Source organism: Azospirillum sp. SYSU D00513, from assembly GCF_017356015.1.
Lineage (GTDB): Bacteria > Pseudomonadota > Alphaproteobacteria > Azospirillales > Azospirillaceae > Azospirillum.
Genome location: NZ_JAFIQV010000023.1, coordinates 56,780 through 80,608 on the forward strand (window position 1 = coordinate 56,780; position 23,829 = coordinate 80,608).

General features: G+C 69.7%; 18 protein-coding genes. 12 read left to right on the forward strand and 6 right to left on the reverse strand.

Annotation, left to right across the window (positions count from 1 at the left end; genetic code table 11):
- Positions 1-78: 78 nt before the first annotated feature.
- Positions 79-1,404, reverse strand: a complete 1,326-nt coding sequence (locus tag JUB11_RS17670) for a pentapeptide repeat-containing protein (protein ID WP_207459894.1) — start codon at positions 1,402-1,404, stop codon at positions 79-81.
- Positions 1,405-1,604: 200 nt separating this feature from the next.
- On the opposite strand from JUB11_RS17670, the gene JUB11_RS17675 reads away from it, so the two are divergent.
- From JUB11_RS17675 to treY, 6 genes are all read left to right on the forward strand, one after another.
- Complete coding sequence (locus JUB11_RS17675; RefSeq protein WP_207459895.1) at positions 1,605-3,362, forward strand: L,D-transpeptidase family protein; 1,758 nt, start codon at positions 1,605-1,607, stop codon at positions 3,360-3,362.
- Between the two features lie 126 nt (positions 3,363-3,488).
- Positions 3,489-3,740, forward strand: coding sequence for a hypothetical protein (locus JUB11_RS17680; protein WP_207459896.1), 252 nt, complete (start codon positions 3,489-3,491; stop codon positions 3,738-3,740).
- Positions 3,741-3,950: 210 nt separating this feature from the next.
- Positions 3,951-4,793, forward strand: coding sequence for an SGNH/GDSL hydrolase family protein (locus tag JUB11_RS17685; protein ID WP_207459897.1), 843 nt, complete (start codon positions 3,951-3,953; stop codon positions 4,791-4,793).
- A gap of 28 nt (positions 4,794-4,821) precedes the next feature.
- Positions 4,822-5,124, forward strand: coding sequence for a hypothetical protein (locus JUB11_RS17690; protein ID WP_207459898.1), 303 nt, complete (start codon positions 4,822-4,824; stop codon positions 5,122-5,124).
- 130 nt (positions 5,125-5,254) lie between these two features.
- Positions 5,255-9,055 carry a 4-alpha-glucanotransferase gene (gene malQ / locus JUB11_RS17695; protein WP_207459899.1) on the forward strand — a complete coding sequence of 1,267 codons (3,801 nt, stop codon included), beginning with the start codon at positions 5,255-5,257 and terminating at the stop codon, positions 9,053-9,055.
- 17 nt (positions 9,056-9,072) lie between these two features.
- A complete protein-coding gene (gene treY / locus JUB11_RS17700; protein WP_207459900.1) occupies positions 9,073-11,871 on the forward strand; it encodes a malto-oligosyltrehalose synthase in 2,799 nt (932 codons plus the stop codon).
- A 187-nt stretch (positions 11,872-12,058) separates the two neighbouring features.
- Here treY and JUB11_RS17705 read toward each other — a convergent pair whose 3' ends face one another.
- Positions 12,059-12,445: a hypothetical protein gene (locus tag JUB11_RS17705; RefSeq protein ID WP_207459901.1), complete on the reverse strand. Its 387-nt coding sequence runs from the start codon at positions 12,443-12,445 to the stop codon at positions 12,059-12,061.
- Positions 12,446-12,644: 199 nt separating this feature from the next.
- Here JUB11_RS17705 and JUB11_RS17710 point away from each other — a divergent pair, with 199 nt between their 5' ends.
- Entirely contained in the window at positions 12,645-13,400 is a 756-nt protein-coding gene (locus JUB11_RS17710) for a hypothetical protein (protein ID WP_207459902.1), read from the forward strand.
- A 117-nt stretch (positions 13,401-13,517) separates the two neighbouring features.
- Here the strand turns inward: JUB11_RS17710 and JUB11_RS17715 are convergent, their stop codons facing one another.
- Positions 13,518-13,934, reverse strand: coding sequence for a response regulator (locus JUB11_RS17715; protein ID WP_207459903.1), 417 nt, complete (start codon positions 13,932-13,934; stop codon positions 13,518-13,520).
- Between the two features lie 236 nt (positions 13,935-14,170).
- Here JUB11_RS17715 and JUB11_RS17720 point away from each other — a divergent pair, with 236 nt between their 5' ends.
- The gene (locus tag JUB11_RS17720) at positions 14,171-14,389 is read left to right on the forward strand and encodes a hypothetical protein (RefSeq protein WP_207459904.1); all 219 of its coding nucleotides are present in this window, start codon (positions 14,171-14,173) and stop codon (positions 14,387-14,389) included.
- Between the two features lie 36 nt (positions 14,390-14,425).
- On the opposite strand, the gene JUB11_RS17725 is transcribed toward JUB11_RS17720, so the two are convergent.
- Positions 14,426-16,663, reverse strand: a complete 2,238-nt coding sequence (locus tag JUB11_RS17725) for a DNA topoisomerase (RefSeq protein ID WP_207459905.1) — start codon at positions 16,661-16,663, stop codon at positions 14,426-14,428.
- 44 nt (positions 16,664-16,707) lie between these two features.
- On the opposite strand from JUB11_RS17725, the gene JUB11_RS17730 reads away from it, so the two are divergent.
- From JUB11_RS17730 to JUB11_RS17745, 4 genes are all read left to right on the forward strand, one after another.
- Positions 16,708-17,535 (forward strand): trypsin-like peptidase domain-containing protein, encoded by an 828-nt coding sequence (locus JUB11_RS17730; RefSeq protein ID WP_247887143.1) that lies wholly within the window; start codon positions 16,708-16,710, stop codon positions 17,533-17,535.
- A 104-nt stretch (positions 17,536-17,639) separates the two neighbouring features.
- Positions 17,640-17,993 (forward strand): RidA family protein, encoded by a 354-nt coding sequence (locus JUB11_RS17735; RefSeq protein ID WP_207459906.1) that lies wholly within the window; start codon positions 17,640-17,642, stop codon positions 17,991-17,993.
- A gap of 284 nt (positions 17,994-18,277) precedes the next feature.
- Entirely contained in the window at positions 18,278-20,419 is a 2,142-nt protein-coding gene (gene fusA / locus JUB11_RS17740; RefSeq protein WP_207459907.1) for an elongation factor G, read from the forward strand.
- Between the two features lie 174 nt (positions 20,420-20,593).
- Entirely contained in the window at positions 20,594-21,220 is a 627-nt protein-coding gene (locus tag JUB11_RS17745) for a tetratricopeptide repeat protein (RefSeq protein WP_247887144.1), read from the forward strand.
- Between the two features lie 47 nt (positions 21,221-21,267).
- On the opposite strand, the gene pyk is transcribed toward JUB11_RS17745, so the two are convergent.
- Together pyk and JUB11_RS33385 are read right to left on the reverse strand one after the other, a co-directional pair.
- Entirely contained in the window at positions 21,268-22,710 is a 1,443-nt protein-coding gene (gene pyk / locus JUB11_RS17750) for a pyruvate kinase (protein ID WP_207459908.1), read from the reverse strand.
- A 185-nt stretch (positions 22,711-22,895) separates the two neighbouring features.
- The gene (locus JUB11_RS33385) at positions 22,896-23,657 is read right to left on the reverse strand and encodes an FCD domain-containing protein (RefSeq protein WP_207459909.1); all 762 of its coding nucleotides are present in this window, start codon (positions 23,655-23,657) and stop codon (positions 22,896-22,898) included.
- Positions 23,658-23,829 lie beyond the last annotated feature (172 nt).

The window sequence follows — 23,829 nt, forward strand, 5'->3', positions numbered from 1 at the left end:
CAGGACTTCATGAAAATCGTATAAGTCCGATGGCTGCCGGCACGGCCCTGTCCGACCTGCCTGGCCGCGTCTCGTGCGTCAGCGCCGCCGCCAGCCGGTGCCCTGAAGGCCGTTCCCTTGCAGGCCCGTGCCAAGCAGCTTGGCGCCGGTCAGGTCTGCGCCCTCCAGGTCGGCCTGGTCGAGCTTCGCTTCGCTGAGATTGGCCTGGACCAGGCAGGTGCCGTTCAGGTGGGCGCGGGTGAGGTTCGCGCCCATCAGGTTGGCGGCCCAGCTCCGCCCCGTGGAGCGGCCCGCCGGGTCCTTGATCTCGGCGGGACCAAGGCGCACGCGCGTCAGGTCGGCCTCGCCGAGCTGGGCGTAGCTGAGATTGGCGCCGGACAGGTCGGCGCCGATGAGGTTGGCCCCCTCCAGATTGGCGCCGGACAGGTCCGCCATCATCAGACGGGCGCCCGACAGGGCCGATCCCGACAGGTTCGCGCCGCGCAGGGACGCCGCGCTGAGATTGACGCCGCGCAGGTCGGCGCGCGACAGGTCGGCCCCGTCCAGGTCCGCCCGTTCGCCGCGCTGGCCGAAGCTGTCGATCCAGCGCTCATGGTCGAAGATGGCGCGCTGGATCTCCGATCCCATGGCGTCCAGGGGGCGCGCCATGAGAGCCGCGCCGAGGTTCACCTGGGCCAGGTCGCAGTCGGCCATGCGCGTGCCGACCAGATCGGCCCCGTTGAAGACCGCTCCCTCCAGCACCGCGCCGGACAGGTTGGCGCCGTTCAGCCGGGCGCCGGTCAGGTTGGCCCCGCTCAGGTTGGCCCCGCCGAGATCGGCGTTGTTGAGGATGCCGCTCGTGAGGTCGGCGCCGCTCAGGTTGGCGTTGCGCAGCACGGCGCCAGTCAGGTCGGCGCAGGGCTCCTCCTCGCCGCCTTTGCCTTCCGCCGTGCGGCGCGCGAGGACGGACCTGTGCAGTTGGCGCAGCGTTTCCTGCTCCTGCGGGCTTGATGCGCCGGAACGGCGGACCGGGCCGCCGGCATCCAGCGCGCCGGCGCGCAGGTCGGCGCCGCGCAGGTTCGCCTCCGTCAGGTCGGTGGCGCGCAGGCGCACGCCGCGCAGATCGGTCTGAGAAAGGTTGGCGCGGCTGACGTCCGCGTCCTCAAGCTCCGCGCAGAACAGGTCGGCGCCGGCGAGGTTCGCGTTGCTCAGGCGGCATTTGGACAGGCGCGCCCCCGCCATCTGCGCGGCGCGCAGATCGCGCTGCGACAGGTCGGCGCCCTCGAGGTCGAGGCCCGACAGGTTCGCGCGCGCGCCGCCGGGCTGGCCCTTGACCCAGCGGGCATGGCGCTCCAGAACCTCGGCCAGTTGATCCGGGCGGAGTGAGGAAGCGCTGAGGGACGGGGGGAGTGTGGCCGTTGGCAAAACACGCCTGAGCGAGTTGTTTCACTACCCCTATTGTGTGGGATCAAACGTTACTGAAGCCTAAACGTAGCCTTTCGCTGCATTGCGATTTTGTAACCGGATTTTGTTGCTCCCTTGTCACAGCATGAGGCGGCAAAGAAACACATTCTGGACAGGCGGCCGAGCTTTGCACTACGGATCCGCCAAACCAGGGGTCCATCATGACACGCCTAGCGTCACTTCTGCTCGCCTGCCTCCTCGCGCCCATGTCCATCCTGGGTAATTCTTCCGCGCTGGCTGGCGTCCAGGAGCGTGCCGGGCCGGAGATCCTGCCGGGTGCCGGCCTTTCCGGCACCCAGGCCATCGCGGCACCCGCGGACGCGGCCGGGCTGGACGCCGCCATCGCCGAACGTCTGGCGGAAGGCCGCCGGACCGTCGCGGGCCGCCCGGTCGGGGTCGAGACGTTGCGGCGCCTCTACGCGCAACGCGGCTTCGCGCCGGTGTGGGTCGGCAGCGGCAGCGTCCATGCCGCGGCGCAGGCCCTGCTGGAGGCGTTGGACGGAGCCGAAGCGGAAGGTCTGACCGCCGCGGACTACCACCCGGACCACATCGCCGAGCGGCTCTCGGCCCTGCCGCGCCTGACCTTGGCCGAGCGGGCGGAACTGGACCTCCTGCTCACCGACGCGGCCCTGCGCTACGGGAGCCATCTGCGCTCCGGCCGGGTGGCGCCCAAGGCGATCAACCCCGAATTCGCCATCACCCCGCCGCGCGTCGAGCCGGCAACCCTGCTGTCCGGCCTGCTCGGTGCTTCGGACGTCCGCGCCTATGTCCAGGCGCTGGCACCGAGCCGGTCCGAATACGGCGCTCTGAAGACGGCGCTGCGGCAGTACCGGGACCTTGCGGCGGCTGGCGGCTGGCCCGCCGTGCCGAGCCCGCGCGTGGCGAAGCTGGAACCCGGCATGACCGATCCGGCGGTCAAGGCGCTGCGCAAGCGGCTGGCGGTGACCGGCGAGTACAAGGGCGATGTCAAGAGCAAGGCCGGCGACCTGTACGATCCGCCCCTGAAGGCGGCGGTCGAGCGGTTCCAGGCCCGGCACGGGCTCACCGTGGACGGGGTGGTCGGACCCGGCACCCTCACGGCGCTCAACATGCCGGCCAGCGAGCGGGTGGAGCAGATCCTCTCCAACCTGGAGCGGCTGCGCTGGCTGCCCGACAGCTTCGGCGACCGCTACGTGCTGGTGAACATCCCCGAATTCACCCTGAAGGCCTTCGACGGCGGCGCCGTGGCACGGGAGATGCGGGTGATCGTCGGCACCCCCGTGCGCGCGACGCCCATCATGTCGAGCACCATCACCTCGGTGACGCTGAATCCGACCTGGACGATGACGCCCAAGCTGGCGCGAGAGGATTACCTGCCGAAGTTCATCCGGGATCCGAGCTACGTCACCAGCCACAACTTCACGGTCTTCGCGAGCTGGGCGCCGGACGCTCCGGCTCTCGATCCGCGGCGCATCAACTGGAAGACGCTCGGCAACGGCATCAACAAGCTGCGCATCCGGCAGGCGCCAGGGCCGGAGAACGCGCTGGGGCAGATCAAGTTCAACATCCCCAACGCCTTCGACGTGTACCTGCACGACACGCCGGGCCGGGAGAAGTTCGACAAGACGGTGCGCATCTTCTCCTCCGGCTGCGTGCGGCTGGGCGACCCGATGGCGCTGGCGGAATTCGTCTTCAGCGAAACGCCGGACTGGCCGCTGGACCGCCGCAACCGGCAGCTCGACTCGGGCGAGACCAAGATCGTCCCGCTTAAGAAAGCCGTGCCGGTGCATCTCCTCTATCAGACGGCCTGGGTGGATGGGCATGGCGCGGTGCAGTTCCGCACCGACGTGTACGGGCGCGACGCCGAGGTGCTGGACGGCATCGCGCGTCGCGGCTTCGCCCCCCAGCGCGTCCAGCGCGTGGCCGACGCCCAGCGCTGACGCCGGAAAGCCCGTCCCGCCTTTTCCTGCTTCGCGGCGTGGCGGGAAAAGGGGGCGGGAGTCCTTGCGTTGCCCGGCCCCGGCGTGCGACACCGCGCGGAATTCCCGAAACCGCCGGTGCTTGCCGTGGCTCCCGCCATCTTCAAACGCTTCAAGATCCACTTCACGCGGCCGCTGCCCGGCCTGCGCCCCGGCCGTCCGGAGCGCGACGCCATGGTCGAACGCGTGAAGCGCTTCGCCTCCGAAAACGGCATGGCCGGTGACCTGCATTCCATCGCGCCCTCGGCCGCCTTCGGCATCCTTGAAGTGCTCTGCACCGAAAAGCTCGCCCGCCGTCTGAGCGACCTGTCGGAAGTGGAATCCGTCCTGGAGGCCTGAAACCCGCCGGCCTTCTGCCATCCGGCGACTTGACGCCGCCGGCGTGCCCCTCGGCCTTGCGGGCGCCCGCCGCGCCACCCATGTGGGTGACATCCGAGGCCGCCCCATGGGGGGCTCCTCAGTCCCCCTTTTTCCCGAAGACCGAACGGGGCAGGCGCGACACCGCCGGCCGCGCCCGGCCGGGCCGTTTCCTGCAGGGCCGATTCCGCGATGTCCTTCATCTCATCCCCGTCCGCCACCGCCATTGCCGCCACCACGTCCGGTGCCGCCGGGAGCGCTCCGGAGGGTCTCTATTCCGGCCTCGTCGTGTTCGGCGACAGCCTGTCCGACACCGGCAACGCCGGGCACCGGCGCTTCTCCAACGGCCCGCTCTGGGTGCAGCGGCTGGCCGACGCGCTCGGACTTCCGCTCGTCCCCTCTACGGCGGGCGGCACAAACTACGCGATCGGCGGCGCGCAGACCCGGGGCGGCGTCGCGTCCCACAGCCTGCGCGGGCAGGTGGACCGCTTCCTGGGCCAGGCGGGGCGGGCCGATCCGGACGCGCTCCACATCGTTTATGGCGGGGGCAACGACCTTCGCGCGGCCGTGGCGGCGTCCGACCCCTGGGGGGCCGTGATGGGTGCCGCGGCCGGAGCCGGCGGGATCATCGCCGATCTGGCCGCGGCGGGCGCGCGCCATTTCCTGGTGCCGAACCTGCCGGATCTCGGCCGCGTGCCCGAGTTGCGCCGCTTCGGTCCCTTCGCCGTCCAGGTCGCTGGCCTCGTGTCGTCCGCCTACAACCAGGCGCTCGCCTCCGGGCTCGACGATCTCGAACGTCGGGCGGCGGAACAAGGATGGGACATCCGCCTGCATCGGCTGGACGTCTGGACCCTGCTGGAAGAGGTTGTCGCGGACCCGGCGGCGGCCGGCTTCTCGAACGTCATCGATGCCTGGCCGGGCGCCGGCTCCGGCCGGGACGCGGACCGGTACCTGTTCTGGGACGGCATCCATCCCACCGCCGCCGCGCATGCGAGGCTCGCCGAGGCCGCACGAAAGGCCGTCGTGTCTGTTTAAGACCAAGAACGCCGTTAGGACCTGCCGCATGGATCCGCTTTTGCTCGCCGATGTGCTGGAGCCGGTGCTGAACGCGTCGGAGAACGACGACGGCGCCCTCATGGAGGCCGTCAACCTGTCCGCCGAGGCCTTGGCCGCGCTGGGCGCCGTGATCCTCGACCGCAACGGCCGGCCGGCGGACGGGGTCACCGACGAGCGCGCGGTGGTGGCCGCCCTCAACACTCATGCCAACACGCTGATGCGCGCCGGCCGGCTCGACGACGTGGTCGAGGCGCTGCAGCTCGCCCAGCGCATCGGGCTGCTCGCCCACCCGCACCCGCGCACCGCCTGACGGCTGCGTTCCGGTCGGGGCGCTCCGGTCCCTGGAGACTATGGAAATCCAATAGTTTTCCGCAGGTGAGAACAATCGCGGGACCTCCCTGTTGAGCGACGGTGCAAGCCGCTCAGCACGGAGAAACCCCTTGGCCACCGCTCGGAATTTCGACGCCGTCCCCAGCCCCATCGAGGGCGAGGCGCTCGCCCTTCTCCAGGACAATCTGCTGCCCGGCTTCCTGTCCGCGCGGCGCTGGTACGCCGCAAAGGACGCCGGGACGCCGCGCGTGCGGATCGTCGACGCGCTGCCGCTGCCGCTGGGGAACGGCGTCGCGCAGCTCTGCCTCCTTCAGGTCGAGCCGCCGGGACGCGAGCCGCAGCTCTACCAGCTTCCGCTGGTGCTCGACCGGGAGGGCCGCGCCGAGGCCGGCGATCCCTTCGTCATCGCCGGGCCGGAGAGCACGCCCTGGGCGGGGAGCCTGCGCGACGGCTATGGGGACGTGGCGGTGGTCCGCGCGCTGCTGGACGGCATCCGGGGCAGGCAGGCGGGCGGCGGGAAAGGGCTGGGATACGGACGGACCGAGGCCTTCGCTGGCCTCCAGGACCAGCTGGGCGGAGTGGTGGCGCTGCGCTGGATGGGAGCCGAGCAGTCCAACACCTCCATCCGGGTCGGCGACGCCGCGATCCTGAAGGGGCTGCGCAAGCTGGAGAGCGGCATCCATCCGGAACTGGAGATGAGCCGCTTCCTGACCGAGGTCGCGCGTTTCCCGAACACACCGCCCTTGCTGGGCTGGGCCGAGCGGGTGGGCGAGTCCGGCTCCACCGCCCTGTGCATCCTCCAGGGACTGGTGCCGGAGGCCGAGGACGCCTGGGGCCATGTGACCGGGCGGCTGACCGCGCGCATCGAGGCCTTCGACGGCCGGGACCGGGCGGTGGCCGAGGCGGCGGAGATGGAGCTGTTCCTGCTGATGCGCCGGCTCGGCCGCCGCACGGCGGAGATGCACCGGGCGCTTGCCACCCCGACGGACGACAGTGCCTTCACGCCCGAGCCGGCCACGCCGGCGATGCTCCGCGACTGGGCTGAAGGCGTCCGGCGCATGGCGCGCACCACTCTGGCCCGCCTGCGCGAGGCGCTGCCGGGCATCGAGGGGTCCATGGCACCCTTCGTCGCCTCGCTCGCCGAGGGTGAGGAGGCGATCATGGCGCAGATCGACGCGCTGACGCCCGAACAGGCCGGCCTCAGCGCCATGCGGCTGCACGGCGACTATCACCTGGGCCAGGTGCTGGTGTCGCGCGGCGACGTGCAGATCGTGGATTTCGAGGGCGAGCCGATGCGCCCGCTGGCCGAACGCCGGGCCAAGCACTGCATCCTGCGCGACGTGGCCGGCATGCTGCGCTCGGTCGCCTACGCCGCCGCGACGGCACGCAAGGCCATCCCCGAGGACATCGGGGAAACCCGCCGCGGCGCCCGTGAGGCCTGGGTCGCCTGGTGGGAGGGCGAGGCTTCCTCCGCCTTCGTTGCCGGCTACCGCGAGGGGATCGGCGACTGCCCCGGTTTCCCGGCCGATCCGGCCGCGGCAGCACGGCTCCTGAAGCTGTTCCTGCTGGAGAAGTCCCTCTACGAGGTCGGATACGAGCTGGCGAACCGGCCGGACTGGGTTGGGATTCCGCTGGCCGGCGTGCTCGCCATCCTGCGCGCTGACGCCGGGCCGGAGGTCGCCGACCGCATGCCCGACCCAATGGGGGAAGGCGTCCTGCCGCTCGACCGGCTGGCCGAACGGATGGGCATCGAGGCGGAGTTCGTCAATGCCGCCGGCGAGACGGTCCGCACATCGGCCGAGACCAAGCGGACACTGCTGAAGGCCATGGGGATCGACGCGCCGGATGAGGCGGCGGCGGGTGAAAGGCTCGCCGAACTGGAGCGGGCGGAGCTGTCGCGTCCGCTGCCGCCGGTAGCCGTGCTGCGCATCGACCGCCCGCCCTTCGCCGTCACCGTCGCCCTGCCGGAGGGAACCGGCGAGCTATCCTGGACTTTGGCGGAGGAGGATGGAAAGGCGCGCAAGGGCCAGATCGCCTTCGAGGAGCTGCCGCTGGTGAGCCGGACCGAGTTGGACGGCCGGGTGGTGGAGCGGCGCCGGCTCGACCTCGGCACCACCCCGCCGCTGGGCTATCACCGCTTGTCGGTGGAGGCCGGCGAGGTCCGTGGCGAGATGGCGCTGATCGGCGCGCCCGGTCGCTGCCACCTGCCGGTTCCCCTGGAAATGGGCGAGCGCATCTGGGGCCTGTCGGCCCAGCTCTACACGCTGCACAGCGGCAATGACTGGGGCATGGGCGATTTCGGCGACCTCGCCGAGCTGGCGGACATCGCTGCCGGGCAGGGTGCCGCCGTGATCGGGCTGAACCCCTTGCACGCGATGTTCCTCGACGATCCCGACCGGGCGAGCCCCTATTCCCCGGCGAGCCGCCTGTTCCTGAATCCGCTCTACATCCAGGTCACGTCGGTGCCGGAGATGGCCGACTGCGAGGAGGCGCGCAACCTCATCGCGTCGGACGGCTTCAGCCAGCGGATCGAGGAGGCGCGCGGCGAGGCCTTCGTCGATTACGAGGCCGTCCTCAAGCTGAAGCTGCCGATCCTGGAGCGGCTCTACCGCACCTTCCGGGAGGAGGGGGCGCCCGAGCGCAAGTCCGCCTTCAAGAGCTTCCGCAAGCGGCTGGGCACGGCCCTGGAGCGCTTCTGCGCCTACCAGGCCCTGCGCGAGCATTTCGCCCATGAGGGCAAGCCCGACTGGCGGAGCTGGCCGGAGCCGTTCCGCGACCCGGCGTCGGACGCCGTCGCCGGATTCGTCCATGACCATGCCGACCGGGTGAGCTTCTTCGCCTGGCTGCAATGGGTCGCGGACAGCCAGCTCGGCGAGGCGGCGGAGCGGGCGCGGGCGGGCGGCATGGGGATCGGCTTCTACCGCGACCTCGCCGTCGGCGCCGATTCGTCCGGCGCGGAGACCTGGGCGGCGCCCGGCGTGATGCTGGCGTCGGTTCATGTCGGCGCGCCCCCGGACCTGTTCAACCCGGCCGGCCAGGACTGGGGGCTGCCGCCCTTCCACCCCCACCGCCTGCGCGAGGAGGCCTACGCAGGCTTCATCGACTTGGTCCGCGCGAACATGCGCCATGCCGGCGCGCTGCGCATCGACCATGCCATGGCCCTCCAGCACGTCTACTGGATCCCGGAGGGCAGCGCCCCCTCCGAAGGGGCCTATGTGGCCTATCCAATGGATGACCTCCTTGGAATTCTGGCCTTGGAGAGCCTTCGCCACAATTGTCTGGTGGTCGGGGAGGATCTCGGGACCGTGCCCGAGGGCTTCCGCGAACGCATGGCCGAGGCCGGGATCCTGTCCTATCGCGTGGTGTTCTTCGAATACTCGGAGAAGGACGGTTTCGTCGGTCCGGAGGATTACCCGTACCTGGCTCTGGCGACGGTGGGCAGCCACGACCTCGCCACCCTGCGCGGCTGGTGGGAGGGGCACGACATCGAATTGAAGAGCGAGAAGGGCCTGTATCCCGCCGAGGACGAGGTACTGAAGCAGCGCGACCGGCGTGCGGCCGAACGCCGCGACCTGCTCGACGCCCTGCGGGCGGCGGAGCTGGAGTTGCCTTCGGGCTTCACGGCGGACAGCGCCTATGACCGGGCGCTGGGCCGCGCCGTGCATGCCTTCCTGGCGCGCAGCAACGCCGGGCTGGCGATCGTGCAGCTCGACGACCTCACCGACGAACGGGCGCAGGTCAACCTGCCGGGCACCGTGGACCAGTACCCCAACTGGCGGCGCAAGCTGTCGCTGACGCTGGAGGAGCTGGCCGGCGCCCCCGAGGCCGTGGCCATCACCGGCCTGTTCGCCGGCAGCCGTTCGGTTCAAAGCAACTCCGATCAGCCCAACTCCGACCACCCCAACTCTTAAGTTAGGAGCGCACGCACATGGCGTCCGACGCCGGCAAACCGATCCCCCGGGCCACCTACCGGGTGCAGCTCAACGCACAGTTCGGTTTCGATCGCACGGCGGAGATCGCCGACTACATCGCGAGGCTGGGGGTGAGCCACCTCTACGCCTCTCCCTACATGAAGGCGCGGCCGGGCAGCACGCACGGCTACGACATCGTGGACCACAACGCGCTCAACCCCGAGTTGGGCGACGAGGGTGCCTTCGCGCGGCTGGTCGAGGTGCTGAAGGACGCCGGCCTCGGTCAGATCCTGGACTTCGTGCCCAACCACATGGGCGTCGGCGGCGCCGACAACGCCTTCTGGCTGGACGTGCTCGAGTGGGGACCGGACAGCCCCTTCGCGGGCTTCTTCGACATAGACTGGGAGCCCGACCGCCGCTATCTCCAGGGCAAGGTGCTGGTGCCCTTCCTGGGCGACCAGTACGGCGTCGTGCTGCAGTCCGGCTCGCTGGAGCTGCGCTTCGACAAGGAGACGGGCAGCTTTGCCGTCTGGGCCTACGGCAGCCACAAGCTGCCGATCAGCCCCGGCATGTACGGCGACATCCTCGGCACCGACCATCCGGAGCTGGAGCGCATGGGCGACGCCTTCGCCCATCTCGCCTACGCGCACCCGCACGAGATCCGGCGCGCCGCAGCACTGAAGGAGGAGCTGGCGCTGCTCGTCGCCAACCGGGACGATGTCGCCCAGGCGGTGGACCGCGCCGTCTCCGCCTTCCGGGGCGAGCCGGGCGAGCTTGAGAGCTGGAAGACGCTCGACGCGCTGATTGCCCGCCAGCACTGGCGGGCCGCTTACTTCAAGGTGGCGGCGGATGACATCAACTACCGCCGCTTCTTCAACATCAACGACCTCGCCGGCCTGCGCATGCATGAGCCGGAGCTGTTCGAGCACGCCCACCGGCTGGTGCTGCGCATGGTCGAGGACGGGACGCTCGACGGCATCCGCATCGACCACATCGACGGGCTCTTCGATCCCAAGGGCTATTGCGAGCGGCTGGTCGCGGCGACCTCCAAGCCCTTCTACCTCGTGGTCGAGAAGATCCTGGCCCGGCACGAGCGGCTGCGCGAGGACTGGCCGATCGACGGCACCACCGGCTACGAATACACCAACCTGCTGGGCGGCCTGTTCGTCGATCCTGACAAGGAGGAGGCCTTCAGCCGCCTCTACGCCGACTTCACCGGCCAGGACGAGCCGTTCGAGGAGGTCGTGCGGGTCGCCAAGATCCGCATCATGGAAAGCGAGATGGCGAGCGAGCTGCACGTGCTCGCCCGCGAGGCATCCCGCATCGCCCGCTCCAACGTCCTGACGGCCGACTTCACGGTCAACATCCTGCACCAGGCGCTGAAGGAGACGATCGCCCGCTTCCCGGTCTACCGGACCTATGTGGACGGAAGCACGCCGACGGAGATCGACCGGCGCGACATCGACTGGGCCATCGCCCAGGCGCGCAGGGCTCCCGACGGGCCGGACGCTTCGGTCTACGACTTCCTCCAGAAGCTGCTGACGACCGATCTCGTCGCCCAGGCCAAAAGCGGCTACAGCCGCGAGCGGGTCGTCCGCTTCGCGATGCGTTTCCAACAGTACAGCGGCCCGGTTATGGCCAAGGGGCTGGAGGACACCGCCTTCTACCGCTACAACCGGCTGGTCGCACTGAACGAGGTCGGCGGGCACCCGGACCATTTCGGCGTCAGCGTCCCGGCCTTTCACCGGGCCAACCAGGAGCGGCTGCGCTTCTGGCCGGGCAACATGCTCAGCACCACCACCCACGACACCAAGCGCGGAGAGGACACCCGCGCGCGGCTCTACGCCCTGTCCGAGATGCCGGAGGAGTGGGAGCGCCAGATCAACGCCTGGAGCCGCCTGCTGCGCGCGCGGCGTGGCGACGTGGAGGGCAAGGCGCCGCCGGACCGCAACGACGAGTATCTGTTCTATCAGCTCATCCTCGGCGCCTGGCCGGCGGAGCTGACGGGCGCCGATCCGCAGACCATCGACCAGAAGACGATGAGCGAGTTCGCCGAGCGCATCGTTGGCGCCATGACCAAGTCGATGCGCGAGGCCAAGGTGCATTCGACCTGGGCCGCGCCCGATGAGGCCTATGAGGGCGCCGTCGTCAGCTTCATCCACGACGCGCTGGACACCACCCGCCGCAACGCCTTCCTGGAGGCCTTCCTGCCCTTCCAGGCGGCGGTCGCCCGGCTGGGCATGATCAACGGCCTGTCGCAGGCCCTGCTCAAGCTGACCAGCCCCGGTGTTCCCGACGTCTATCAGGGCTGCGAGCTGTGGAACCTCAGCCTCGTCGATCCGGACAACCGCCTGCCGGTGGACTATGACCGCCGCTGCACGCTGCTGGACGAGGTGGAAAAGCTGTACGAGGGCGGCGAGGCCGCCATCGGGTCGCTGCTCGACCGCTGGCAGGACGGAGCCGTGAAGCTCGCCGTGACCTGGAGGAGCCTGCGGCTGCGGGCCGAGAAGCCAGAGCTGTTCGCCAAGGGGGACTATCTGCCGCTCGAGGCTGCCGGCGCCAAGGCCGCGCATCTCTGCGCCTTCGCGCGGGTGTCGGGTGAGGACGCGGCGGTGGTCGCGGTGCCGAGGCTGGCCGGCGGATTGGGCTTCGCGTCCGGATCCTCTCCGGACTGGGCGGACACGACTCTGCCGCTGCCGCCGGGCACGCGCTGGCGCAACCTGCTGACCGGGACGTTGCTGGACGCCTCCGGCTCGGTCGAGGCGGGAACCCTGTTCCGGGACTTCCCCCTTGCCCTGCTGGTGCGGGAAGCCTGAGCCTCCCGTTTCCGTTCCGGCGGCGATCCTTTTTCAAGGGATCGCCGCCGGAACGAAGCGAAGCCTGCCGAAACGAGCCAGCCAAATGCGAAGAAGGGCGCGCACCGACGTGCGCGCCCTTCTTCTTGGCGTCCCTGCCGGGGGCACCCCTTGGAGCGCCCCCGGCAAGAAGTGGCCGGTGGGGAGCTTACTGGCCGCCGCCCGCACCACCCGAACCGCTCATCGTGCCGGAACGGCCGTTGCGGTTGGTGTCGACGTCGGTGTCGGAGCTGTGGATCGTGTCGGCGGAACCGACGGAGTCCATCGCGCCGCCCGTGGTGGCGCCCGTCGAGCCGGTGCCCTGATCGGTCGTGACCTTGTTGCTCTCGTTCATGGTGGCGCCGCTGCTCTCGCGCTTCGCGTCGCCCATGCCCGAGTCGCCCTTGCCGAGGTCGGCCGGCGTGTCGGCGGTGTTGCTGCTGGTGGCCGCCGGGCCGACGTTGCTTCCGGTGCTGCCGGCGCCCCCGCCGGACTGGGCGAAGGCCGGGGCGGACATCAGGGCCACGGCGGCGGCGGCGATCATGATCTTCTTCATCTTCGTTCCTTCCGATTGGTGTCTTGCCCCTCTGCAAGGGGGCTTTGCTGTGGAGCGGTCCACGCCGTCGGCGCGTCCCGTTCGCTCCTGGCCTTAACAACGGGGGTACGTCCTGGTCGTTCCACGCTCTTCGAAAAAACAGTTTTCTTTTTGCGCTGTTTAGGAGTTGCAGCAGCGAACGTGAAAAGGGAGATGCTGGATGAACCGCGTTCTGGCCGGAGCCTTGGCCGGCTTTGCCGCGACGGCGCCGATGACTTGGGCGATGAACCGGATGTTTCGCCGCCTTCCTGAGCGCCAGCGTTATCCTTTGCCGCCGCGCCTGATCACGGAGCGCCTCGCCGAGCGGGGAGGCTTGGCCGGAAGGCTCACGGAACCGGGCATGGCGGAGGCGTCCCTGGCGGCCCATTACGCCTATGGTGCCGCCACCGGCGCGCTCGGCGCGCCGCTCCTGCGCGGGGCCGGCGGGCAGGGCGGGGCGCCGGTCGCGGCCGGGGTCGCCTATGGGCTGGGCGTCTGGGCGGCGAGCTATCTCGGCTGGATTCCGGCGGCGGGCATCCTGCGCCCGGCGACGGAGCATCCGCGCGAGCGGGTGGCGCTGATGCTCGCCGCCCATGTCGTCTGGGGCGGGGCCACAGGCTATCTCACGGCGGTTCTTGCCGATTGGGGGGAGCGTTCGCCCGCGCGCGGTCCCTGGCTCCTGGACGGGCCGGAGGACGAAGCGGGTAGTCGGCTGCGCGGAACCACCATCGCCCACGAAAGCGCTAATCCCGCGGACCACCGGTGGAGAGGAGCGCGACGAGACCGGATGGCTGCTGTTGAAACCGGCATCTCAGCGCACCAAACAGGTTCATACGAAACGGCTTTGAACGCCAACATCTCTGGCGCGCGGGAAGGGGACGATGATGAGCGATATTCGCCAATGGGTTCTGCTCGATCCGACCAACGGCATGGGTAGCGAAGCACCGGAAGGGGAGGCACCCGCCGCCGAGGCTCCACCGGGGACCGCTGCCGCGGAGACCTCCGCGCCCGCCGGTGACCGGTCCGCCGGTTAGGCGGCTTCCCTGAGCCGGGGTCAGCCTTCCTGGGGGCCTTGAAACAGTTCGAGCGAGGAGGGGATGGAGGAGGGGCGGAGCCCGCCCAGAAGCTCGGCCACCGCTCCTACCGAAGCCGACAGCGCGTCGGGCGTGAAGGGCTTGCGCAGCACCCCGACGGCGAAATCGCGGGCTTCGTCGGCCCGGTGGTCGAAGCCCGTGACGAGGAGGGAGGGCAGGCTCAGTTCCTCCTTCAGCCGGCGGGCCAGGGTCAGGCCGGTCTCGCCGCCGGCCAGGAACACGTCGACGAGCGCCAGGTCCGGCTTCTCGCGGATCGCCAGGCGCATCGCCTTCGCGGCGTCGCGCAGAGGGCCGACGACGGTGTAGCCGGCATTCTCCAGAACCGCCTTCACGGCCGGCCCGATCAGCGGATCGTCCTCGACGACGAGCAGCTTCAAGCGACGTGCTCCTTATGCGGCGCTGTGGAATCGGAACGGCTCATGCCCCTGCCCGTGCCTCCGCTCATACCCATGTTCAAGCTTGGAGCGTTCATGTCAGTCGGGCCGGGCCGGTCTTCAAGAGGCTCCTCCGGCGGCTTTCGAAACCGCGATGGAAAGAACGCCGTCCGGGTTTCCCGCAGGACGGAGCCGGCGGGCGGCTGTTAAAGCAGAACCGAACACAAAGGGGAAGCCGCATGAGGTTCGTGGAATTCAAGGACGTCTCGGGTGCGGTGGTCCTGGTCAACGCCGCAGGCATTCTCTTCCTGCGCCCGGCCGAGAGCGGCTGCACGGACGTGCATTTCGCCGGCCGGCAGGAGCCGCTGCGCCTGGACGCCCGCGTGCATGAGGTGGCCGAGGCGCTGGAGGAGGCAGCGCCGGAGCCGCCCGAGCCGATGATGTCGCTTCTGTCCTGATCCGGCCCGGCCAGGTGCCGCCTAGCGGGCGTGCTGCTAGCGGGCGTGCTGGTCTAGGAATTGGCGGCAGGAATCGAAGTCCTGCGCCACGGCCGGCGGCAGCTCGATGCCCTTCCGTTCGGCGAGGCTGCGCGCGAAGGACACCATGCGGTCGGTCGGGGTGCGGCGCTTGCCGGAGCCGGTTCCGCCCGAAAGCGCCGCCGGCTGGTCGGCGACGCTTTCCAGGACCGGCGCGGTTGCCGGAGCCTTCGGTTTCCGCGTGGTCTTGCGCGCGGTGCGCGCCACCGTGGGGCTTTCCGTTCCGGTCTTGGCGGCTGCCGCGCGCGGTGTCCGCCTGACCCGCGCCGTCGCGGCACCGGGCTTTCCGGCAGCGGCCGTTCCGAATCCGGTGGTGCGCCGGCGCGCGCCGCGGAAGGGGGCCGCGGGCACGCCGAGATCCACCGTCGCGCCCCGGCTGCCCTGGAGCACGCCGATCAGCCGTCCGGCCTCTCCGGCGATGTCGTCGATGACCGCGCGGAAGTCGGCGCGGCCCGTGACCACCTCGTCCAGCCGCATCTCCCACAAGGCGGTGGTGCCCGGATCGACCAGGGCCGGGGCGGCTCCCCGCAGGGTTTCGAAGAGCTGGAGGCCGGCCGGTGTCGGCACCAGCCATTTGCCGTCGGCGTCCAGCAGGTTCTGCCGCCGCAGCCCCTTGATCACCTCCGCGCGGGTCGCCGGGGTGCCGATGCCCTTGGCCTCCTTCAGCCGGTCCCGGAGCGCGGGGTCCTCCACGAACCGCCAGGCGTTCTGCATGGCGTCCACCAGCGTGCCCTCGTTGTAGCGCGGCGGGGCCTGGGTGCGCTTGGCCTCGACCTTCGGGTCGGAGAGGGTGGCCCGTTCGCCGTCCGCGAGCGGCGGAAGGGTCTGCTCGGCCTCGTCCTCCGGCTTTCCCTCCGCCTCGGCCGAGCCGAAGGCCGCCTTCCAGCCGAGCCGCAGGGGGATGCGGCCGACGGCCCGGAAGGCCACCGGCTTTCCATCCACCGGCACCGGCATCGTCACGGTCGTCTGCCGGTACTCGTAATCCGGCATGACGGCGGCGAGATAGGAGCGGCAGATCAGCGCGAACAGACGCTTTTCGTCGTCGGTCAGCCGGGAGAGCCGCGATTCCAGGTCGTCCATGACGTTGACGTTCGGCACGATAGCGTGGTGGGACACGCCTTCCAGCGCCTTGTCGCAGAAATGGCCCGACCGGCCCCGCCGGATCACCGGGCGGCCGATCTCCAGATGGGCGAAGCCGCGCAGCCGGGTCAGGGCGCCGGTGATGGCGCCGACGTCGGCGATCTGGTTTTCCGACAGGTAGCGCGCCTCGGCGCGCGGGTAGGTGATGAGCTTCTTGCCCTCGCCGTCATACAGCTCCTGCGCCACCGCCAGCGTCCGGTCGGCGTTCCAGCCCCAGCGCTGGCCGCAGGTCTTCTGGAGCGACGGCAGGTCGTAAAGCTTGGGCGGTGCCTGCCTGCGTTCCTCCACCGTCACGCCGAGCGGGCCGGCATGGCCGGACGCCGCGCGCGCGATCGCCTCGGCGCGGGCGCGCTCCTTGATCCGGTCCTTGGGCGCCGGCGCATGGCGCATCAGGAAGCTGCCGCCCTCCACGGTGGCGGTGGCGGTGATCTCGAAATAATCCTCGGGCTTGAAGTTGCGGATCTCCAGCTCGCGCAGGCAGACGATGGCGAGCGTCGGTGTCTTCACCCGGCCGATCCCGATCACCCCGCGCACGCCGGGCGCCAACAGCGTCTTGGTGGCCGTGCGGGTCAGGGACAGGTTGAAGATCTGGTCGGCCTGCTGCCGCGCCACCGCCGCCTCGTAGAGGGGGCGCAGGTCGGCGTTGGGCTTCAGCTTCGCGAAGGAGTCGCGGATGGTCTTGGGGTCCTGGGCGGTGAACAGCGCGCGCAGCACGCGGCCGCGGTAGCCGACATGCTCCAGGATCTCCTGGCCGATCAGCTGCCCCTCGCGGTCGCAGTCGGTCGCCAGGATCACTTGGTCGCAGCCCTTCAGCGCGGCCTTGATCGCCTGGAACTTCGTCGCCTTGTTGCCGCCCGAGTCCGGCTTGGTCGGGTAGAGACCGTCGGGCTTCAGCAGGGTGGCGCTCCAGCGCTTCCAGGCGGGATCGACCTCGTCCGGCTCGGCGAGGCGCAGCAGGTGCCCCTCCGCCGGCAGGATGCGGCCGAACCGCTCGCCCAGGGCGGCGCGCAGGTCCTTCGCTTGACTCGATTTTTCGGTGATGATGAGGGTTGCCATGCCCGGCGCCCGTTGCGAATTTCTGCCCCGAGGATAAGGGGCAAATGAAAACATATCAAGAACGCCTGATCGGGATGGCGGTGATGGCGGCGTTTCTGGCCGGCACCGTCCCCGTCGTGGCGGGCGCCGTACCGGCCAGGGCGGAGCCGCCGCCGCTGCCGGGGATCGGGGCCGAGGACCGGCGCGCGCCGGTGGACCCGGAACAGGCGCCCTGGGGCAGCCTCGTGAAGATCCAGACCAACCTCGGCGGACGCTGCACGGGCGTGCTGGCGGGCCGGCGGGCGGTGATGACGGCGGCTCACTGCCTCTACAACGCCCGGACCCGGCGCTACCTGCCCCCATCCTCGCTGCACGTCCTGTTCGGCTACCGGCGGGGCGACTACAGCGGGCATTCACGTGTCGCGGGCTTCACCGTGGACCCGAAGCACGATCCGGTGCGGCCGCTGGAAGGGCTGGCCGGCGACTGGGCCGTGCTGGAACTGGCGGAGGACGCGCCGCCCGGCATTCCGGCTCTGGCGCTGGAGGAATCGGCGCCGCCGGAGGGCGCCGCGGTGGCGCTCGGCGGCTACAACCAGGACAAGGCGCAGATCGTCACAGCCGACACCGCCTGCCGGCTGCTGGGCCGGGTGCGGGTTCCGGACGGGGACCTGCTGATGCACGACTGCGCCGGGACGCGCGGCACCAGCGGTGCGGCACTGCTGGCCGAGCGGGAGGGAACATGGCGGGTGGTCGGAATCGCGGTCGCGGCGGGCGGCGGGCCGGAGCGCCGGAACCTCGCCGTGCCGGCCGCCGCCGTGGCACCGGCCCTGCGGGCATTGGTGGAGACGGCGGGACGGGGCGAAAGGAAGGGCGGCGGCGCGGGACAGCCTTGAAAAGGTCGACGCATTTTTTTCTATGTCACGGCGGCCGGATCGCATAGACGTACGGCCTTCCGCAGCAGAAAAACCCAACTTCGCCGAACACCGGAGACGGACGTATGTCGATCCAGCGCTTTCACAGCGGCCCCCGCATGAGCCAGATGGTGGTTCACAACGACACGGTCTATCTCGCGGGCCAGGTCGCCGACAACGCGGGCGCCACGGCCGATGTGACGGAGCAGACCGCGCAGGTGCTGCGCCAGATCGACGCCCTGCTGGCCGAGGCCGGCACGGACAAGAGCAAGCTTCTCTCGGCGACCATCTTCCTGCCGAACATCGCCAGCTTCGGCGCGATGAACAAGGCGTGGGAAGCCTGGGTGGACGCCAAGAACACGCCCGCCCGCGCCACCGTCGAGGCCCGCCTTGCCGGTCCCGAATATCTCGTTGAAATCCAGGTCGTCGCCGCTAAATAAGCTGCGTCGGAGGGGACCCGGCTCCGGCGGCGTCTTACATGCGCCGCAAGATCACCTTGAAGTTCGGCGAAGTTTGCGGCACAAAGCGCCCGCGAAGAGTCGACTATGGTTGGATCGCGGGCGGCTTGGTCCCCCGCGGAGCCCGTTGGTATAGCCCTTCTGGTGCCGAAAGACGTTAACAGCGCCTTAACCGATCGACCGTAGAACCCAGATCACCCATCGCAGCCGGAGCGGACGAGCATCGTTACGCTTCGATCGCCGCTTTACTGTAATGGACCCGCAACATGCCGCGCCAAACGCCACTTTCCGATATCCGTAACATCGGCATTATCGCCCACGTCGACGCGGGTAAGACCACGACGACCGAGCGCATCCTGTACTACACCGGCCGCAAGCACACGATCATCGACGTCCACGAGACCAAGGATCTGAAGACGTCGACGACGACCGACTACATGGAGCAGGAGCAGAAGCGCGGCATCACCATTCAGTCGGCCGCCGTTTCGACCTTCTGGCGCGGCAAGAAGATCAACGTCATCGACACCCCGGGCCACGTGGACTTCACCATTGAGGTGAACCGTTCGCTCCGCGTGCTCGACGGCGCGGTGGTGGTGTTCGACGGCGTCGCCGGCGTGGAGCCGCAGTCCGAGACGAACTGGCGCCTGGCCGACAACTACAACGTCCCGCGCATCTGCTACGTCAACAAGATGGACCGCTCGGGCGCCAACTTCGCGCGTTGCGTGGACATGATCCGCACCCGCCTCGGCGCGCGCCCGCTGCCCATCCAGGTCCCGCTGGGCTCGGAAGACAACTTCCGCGGCATGGTCGACCTGATCGAGATGAAGGCCTACGTCTGGTTCTCCGACGACAAGGACGCCAAGTGGGAGGTGTGGGAGATCACCGACGACCTGGCCCAGAAGCTGAACATCACGGTCAAGGAAGACCTGGACAACATCGCCTCCATCAAGGCCCTGCGCACGGAGCTGGTCGACAGCGCGCTGGAGCATGACGAAGCGGCGATGGAAGCCTACCTCGATTCCGGTGAGGATCCCTCGCCCGAGACGCTGCGCAAGTGCATCCGCCAGGGCACGCTGGTCGGCTCCTTCTTCCCGGTCCTGTGCGGCTCGTCCTACAAGAACAAGGGCGTGCAGCAGGTTCTCGACGCCGTCGTCGATCTGCTCCCGGCCCCGACCGACGTTCCGGCCATCAAGACCGTGGACGAGGACGGCAACCCGAACGGCGAGCGCGCCAGCTCGGACGAGGCGCCGTTTGCCGCCCTGGCCTTCAAGGTGCTCAACGACACCTACGGCTCGCTGACCTTCATCCGCGTCTACTCGGGCGTGCTGACGAAGGGCATGTCGGTCCTGAACTCGACCCGCGGCAAGCGCGAGAAGATCGGCCGCATGGTCGAGATGTTCGCGCAGCAAGCCAACCCGATCGAGGAAGCCCGCGCCGGCGACATCGTGGCGCTCGTCTCGCTGACCGAGACGGAGACCGGTGACACGCTCTGCGACTCCGCTCACCCGGTGATCCTGGAGCGCATGCGCTTCCCCGAGCCCGTCATCAGCGTCTCGGTCGAGGCGAAGAGCAAGGCCGAGCAGGAGAAGTTCTCCCTGGCGCTGGGCAAGATGGTCCGCGCGGATCCGTCGCTCCGCCTGGAGACCGACCGTGAAACCGGCCAGACCATCCTGCGCGGCATGGGCGAGCTGCACCTCGAGGTGACGCTGGACCGCATGCGCACGGAGTTCGGCGTGGAAGGCAACATGGGCAAGCCCCAGGTGGCCTACCGCGAGACGATCACCAAGCCGGTCGAATACACCTACACCCACAAGAAGCAGACCGGTGGTTCGGGCCAGTTCGCCGAGGTGAAGATCATCTTCGAGCCGCGCGAGCGTGGTGAAGGCTTCGAGTTCAAGGACGAGACGGTCGGCGGTTCGGTGCCGCGCGAGTACGTCCCGTCGGTCGGCAAGGGCCTGGAGATGCAGAAGGAAGAGGGCGTGCTCGCCGGCTTCCCGACGGTCGACTTCCGCGCCCGCCTGGTGGACGGCAAGTACCACGACGTCGACTCGAACGCCCTGACGTTCGAAATCGCCGCCAAGGCTTGCTTCCGCGAGGGCATCAAGCAGGCCGCTCCGATCCTGCTGGAGCCGGTCATGAAGGTCGAGGTCGTGACGCCCGAGGATTACCTCGGCGACGTGATCGGCGACATCAACCGCCGCCGCGGCACGGTCATGGGCCAGGGCGACCGTGGTTCGAACATCGCCGTCGAGGCGACCGTTCCGCTGAACGAGATGTTCGGCTACATCGGCCAGCTCCGTGGCATGACCTCCGGCCGTGCGTCCTACAGCATGGAGTTCAGCCACTACGAGCCGGTGCCGCGCAACGTCACCGAGGAGATCGTCAGCGGCCGCGACAAGGCTGCCTGATCTCGGGCTCCAAGAGTTCGGTTTGTTGAAAGGGAAGGGCCGGCGGAATTCCGCCGGCCCTTTCTTTTGGCGGGGTGGTCCTACGCCCCCGCCAAGCCTCTCCTGGGCTTTCGCGTCAGACGCGCGATTTTGCGGGTTATGACCCGCCACACGGTTGAGTGACCAAAGAAGGGCTTGGCAAGAACGAAGCGCGATTCCAGCTTCATAGTCATGATCAAGCGCCCGAGAATCCTCGCAAACGCCGTCGCATCGCTCCTTTTGGGCGCGCTGGTCGCGCTGTGGGGGATCACGGCGCCCGAATCGGCCTGGAGCAGCCAGTCCGACTCGCGTCTCGCCAGCCTGTTCCAGGAACTGCGGACCGCGCCCGACGGCCCGTCGGCGGCGTCGGTCGAGGACCAGATCTGGACCATCTGGCTCGATCATCCCGGCGACGAAGTTCTCTTCCTCATGCAGGACGGCGTGTCGGGCATGAACGAGGAGGATTACGCCCGCGCGCTGGAGGCCTTCAGCGCGGTGACGGAAATCGCGCCGGACTATGCGGAGGGCTGGAACAAGCGGGCGAACGCCAATTACCTTCTGGGCGACTACGCGGCCGCGGTCGCCGATATCCGCCGTGTCCTGATGCTGGAGCCGCGCCACTTCGCGGCGCTCGCCGGGCTCGGCCTGATCTATCTGGAATTGGACGAGGCGGACGGCGCGCTGAAGGCCTTCTCGGCGGCGTTGGCGATCAACCCCCACCTGGAAGGCGTGCGCGAACACATCGCCGACCTCCAGCACCAGCTCGCCCGCTCGACCTTCTGACGCCCTGTCCGCCGGTACCGGCCCGGCTGGCCCCGGTCAGGCCCCGGTCAGGCCCCCTCCACCCAGGCGATCCGCAGGATGTTCGTGTTGCCCGGCGTGCCGAAGGGCACGCCCGCCGTGATGACGAGGCGCTGCCCTTCCAGCGCCAGCCCGTCGGCGTAGGCGATCTGCGTCGCCTTCTGGACCATCTCCGCGAAATTGGTGACGTCCGCCGTCTGCACGCTGTGGACGCCATAGGCGAGCTGCAACCGGCGTGCGGTCTCGATGTGCGAGGTCAGGCAGAGGATCGGCACCTCCGGCCGTTCCCGCGTCGCGCGCAGCGTGGTCGAGCCCGACGTCGTGTAGGTCACGATGGCCGCCGCCTGGATCGTGTGGGCCACTTGGCGGGCGGCTGCGGTGATCGCGTCGGCGGCGGTCTGGTTGGGGTCGGGGTGCCGCGCGTCGATGAGGGTGCGGTAGAGCGGGTCGTGCTCCACGCGGGTCGCGATGCGGTCCATCATCGACACCGCCTCCACCGGGTAGGCGCCGGAGGCGGACTCGGCCGACAGCATGACCGCGTCGGCGCCGTCATAGACGGCGGTCGCCACGTCCGACGCCTCGGCACGGGTCGGGGCGGGGCTTCCGACCATCGACTCCAGCATCTGCGTCGCCACGATCACCGGCTTGCCCGCCGTGCGGGCCTCGCGGATCATGCGTTTCTGGAGGATGGGAACGTCCTCGGGCGGCAGTTCCACGCCCAGGTCGCCGCGCGCCACCATGATGCCGTCGGACAGCTCGATGATCTGGTCGAGATGCGCCATGGCCTGCGGCTTTTCCAGCTTCGTCATCAGCGCGGCGCGCCCGGCGACCAGCTTGCGCCCCTCGGCCACGTCCTCCGCCCGCTGGACGAAGGACAGGGCGACCCAGTCCACGCCGAGATTCAGCGCGAAGGCGAGGTCGGCCCGGTCCTTCTCGGTCAGGGGCGACAGCGGCAGCGTCACGCCCGGAACGTTCACGCCCTTGCGGTCGGACAGCCGGTTGCCCGACACGACCACCGTGTCGGCATGTTCCGGGCTGCAGGACACCACGCGCAGCCGCACGCGCCCGTCATCCAGCAGAAGGTCGGTGTCCGGCACGAGGGCCGCGAAGATCTCCGGATGCGGCAGCCCGACACGGGTCGTGTCCCCCGGCTCACGGGAGAGATCGAGCCGGAAGGACTGGCCGGCTTCCAGGTCGATCGGGCCGTTGGCGAAGGTGGCGACGCGCAGCTTCGGCCCCTGGAGGTCGGCCATCACCGCGATGGGGTGCCCGGCCTCGGCCTCCAGCTCGCGGATGATCCGCAGCCGTTCGGCGTGGTCCTCGTGCGTGCCGTGGCTGAAATTCAGGCGGAAGCAGTCCACCCCGGCCTCGAACAAGGCGCGCACCGTCTCCGGCGAACTGGAGGCCGGCCCCAGCGTGGCGACGATCTTGGTCAGACGATGACGGCGGATGCGGCTCGCTTTGTGGGTCATGAATCCTGCCTTGAGGTTTGCCGGACACGGTTGGTGGCGGCCCGCCCTGCTCCTGGGAACGGCGCGGCCCCGTTGCGAACAGGTGGGGGGCATCGCCGTTCCCCTGGACCAGGCCGGAACGTGACGGGGGGCAATGACAAAGCGTGGGCGTGGCCTTGTCAAGCGGCGGGACGCCCGGTTCCCTCCTATTCCGGCAGGCGCATCCGGTGATAGCGGTCGAGCACCCAGCCGAGATGGGCGGTCACCGCGGCGGCGGCGGCGTCCGGGTCGCGCTTCGCGATGGCGTCGTAGATTGCGCGGTGATGGTCCACCAGCAGCGCCTCGCTGCCTTCGGTGAAAGGCTCCGTGTGGTGCGCCTCCAGCAGATGGCCGAGGATGTCGCGGATCGTCGCGAGAAGGTGGAGGTAGACGGGACTTCCGGCGGCCTGCGCCACCGCGAGGTGGAAGTCCATCTCGTCATCCGCCGAATGGGCCGGCGGATGGACCGCCGCCTGGCCCGCGCCCTTGCCCATGGACGCCCCCATGGACGCGATGATCCGGCCGATGGTGTCCACCTGTTCGGGGGTGGCGCGCTCGGCGGCGCGGCGCGCCGCCCAGCTTTCCAGGGCCATGCGGATCTCGACGAGGTCGCAGAGGTTCGCGTGCTTCACCCGCACCATCTCGGTCAGCGCGTCGTCCATGGCGCCGGCCGAGGAGACCACCCGCGTGCCGCCGCCCTGGACCGCCGTCAGGAAGCCCTGCGCCTTAAGCGTCTGCAGGGCGGCGCGCACCGAAACGCGGCTGACGTTGAGCTGTTCGGCGAGCTGGCGTTCTCCCGGCAGCCGTTCCCCCGGCACCAGCTCGCCCTTGGCGATGCGGTCGAGGATGCGCGCGGCGACCCATTCGGAAATCCTTTGGGCCGGCACGGCGGGGGGCGGGGAGGGCGAGGTCTCCTCGGCGTCGGACACGGGCGGCGCCCCTTTTCTCTTGCTGACCGGACCCCACTCCGTAACCGAGGTTCTCCCGCCGCGTCAACGGCTGCCCGGCCGTGCCGGAAGGAATCCGGGACCGGACTCCAAGACCGGCGGCGGAGAGCAGGCTGGCCGACATGGAGGTGCGGGCAGAAAGGGGCCGACAGGG

Excerpts from the sequence above, each read along its gene's own strand:
- JUB11_RS17675 (WP_207459895.1), top strand. The coding sequence starts at position 1,605 with ATGACACGCCTAGCGTCACTTCTGCTCGCCTGCCTCCTCGCGCCCATG.
- JUB11_RS17685 (WP_207459897.1), top strand. The coding sequence starts at position 3,951 with ATGTCCTTCATCTCATCCCCGTCCGCCACCGCCATTGCCGCCACCACG.
- JUB11_RS17690 (WP_207459898.1), top strand. The coding sequence starts at position 4,822 with ATGGATCCGCTTTTGCTCGCCGATGTGCTGGAGCCGGTGCTGAACGCG.
- treY (WP_207459900.1), top strand. The coding sequence starts at position 9,073 with ATGGCGTCCGACGCCGGCAAACCGATCCCCCGGGCCACCTACCGGGTG.
- JUB11_RS17705 (WP_207459901.1), bottom strand. The coding sequence starts at position 12,445 with ATGAAGAAGATCATGATCGCCGCCGCCGCCGTGGCCCTGATGTCCGCC.
- JUB11_RS17710 (WP_207459902.1), top strand. The coding sequence starts at position 12,645 with ATGAACCGCGTTCTGGCCGGAGCCTTGGCCGGCTTTGCCGCGACGGCG.
- JUB11_RS17720 (WP_207459904.1), top strand. The coding sequence starts at position 14,171 with ATGAGGTTCGTGGAATTCAAGGACGTCTCGGGTGCGGTGGTCCTGGTC.
- JUB11_RS17725 (WP_207459905.1), bottom strand. The coding sequence starts at position 16,663 with ATGGCAACCCTCATCATCACCGAAAAATCGAGTCAAGCGAAGGACCTG.
- JUB11_RS17730 (WP_247887143.1), top strand. The coding sequence starts at position 16,708 with ATGAAAACATATCAAGAACGCCTGATCGGGATGGCGGTGATGGCGGCG.
- JUB11_RS17735 (WP_207459906.1), top strand. The coding sequence starts at position 17,640 with ATGTCGATCCAGCGCTTTCACAGCGGCCCCCGCATGAGCCAGATGGTG.
- fusA (WP_207459907.1), top strand. The coding sequence starts at position 18,278 with ATGCCGCGCCAAACGCCACTTTCCGATATCCGTAACATCGGCATTATC.
- pyk (WP_207459908.1), bottom strand. The coding sequence starts at position 22,710 with ATGACCCACAAAGCGAGCCGCATCCGCCGTCATCGTCTGACCAAGATC.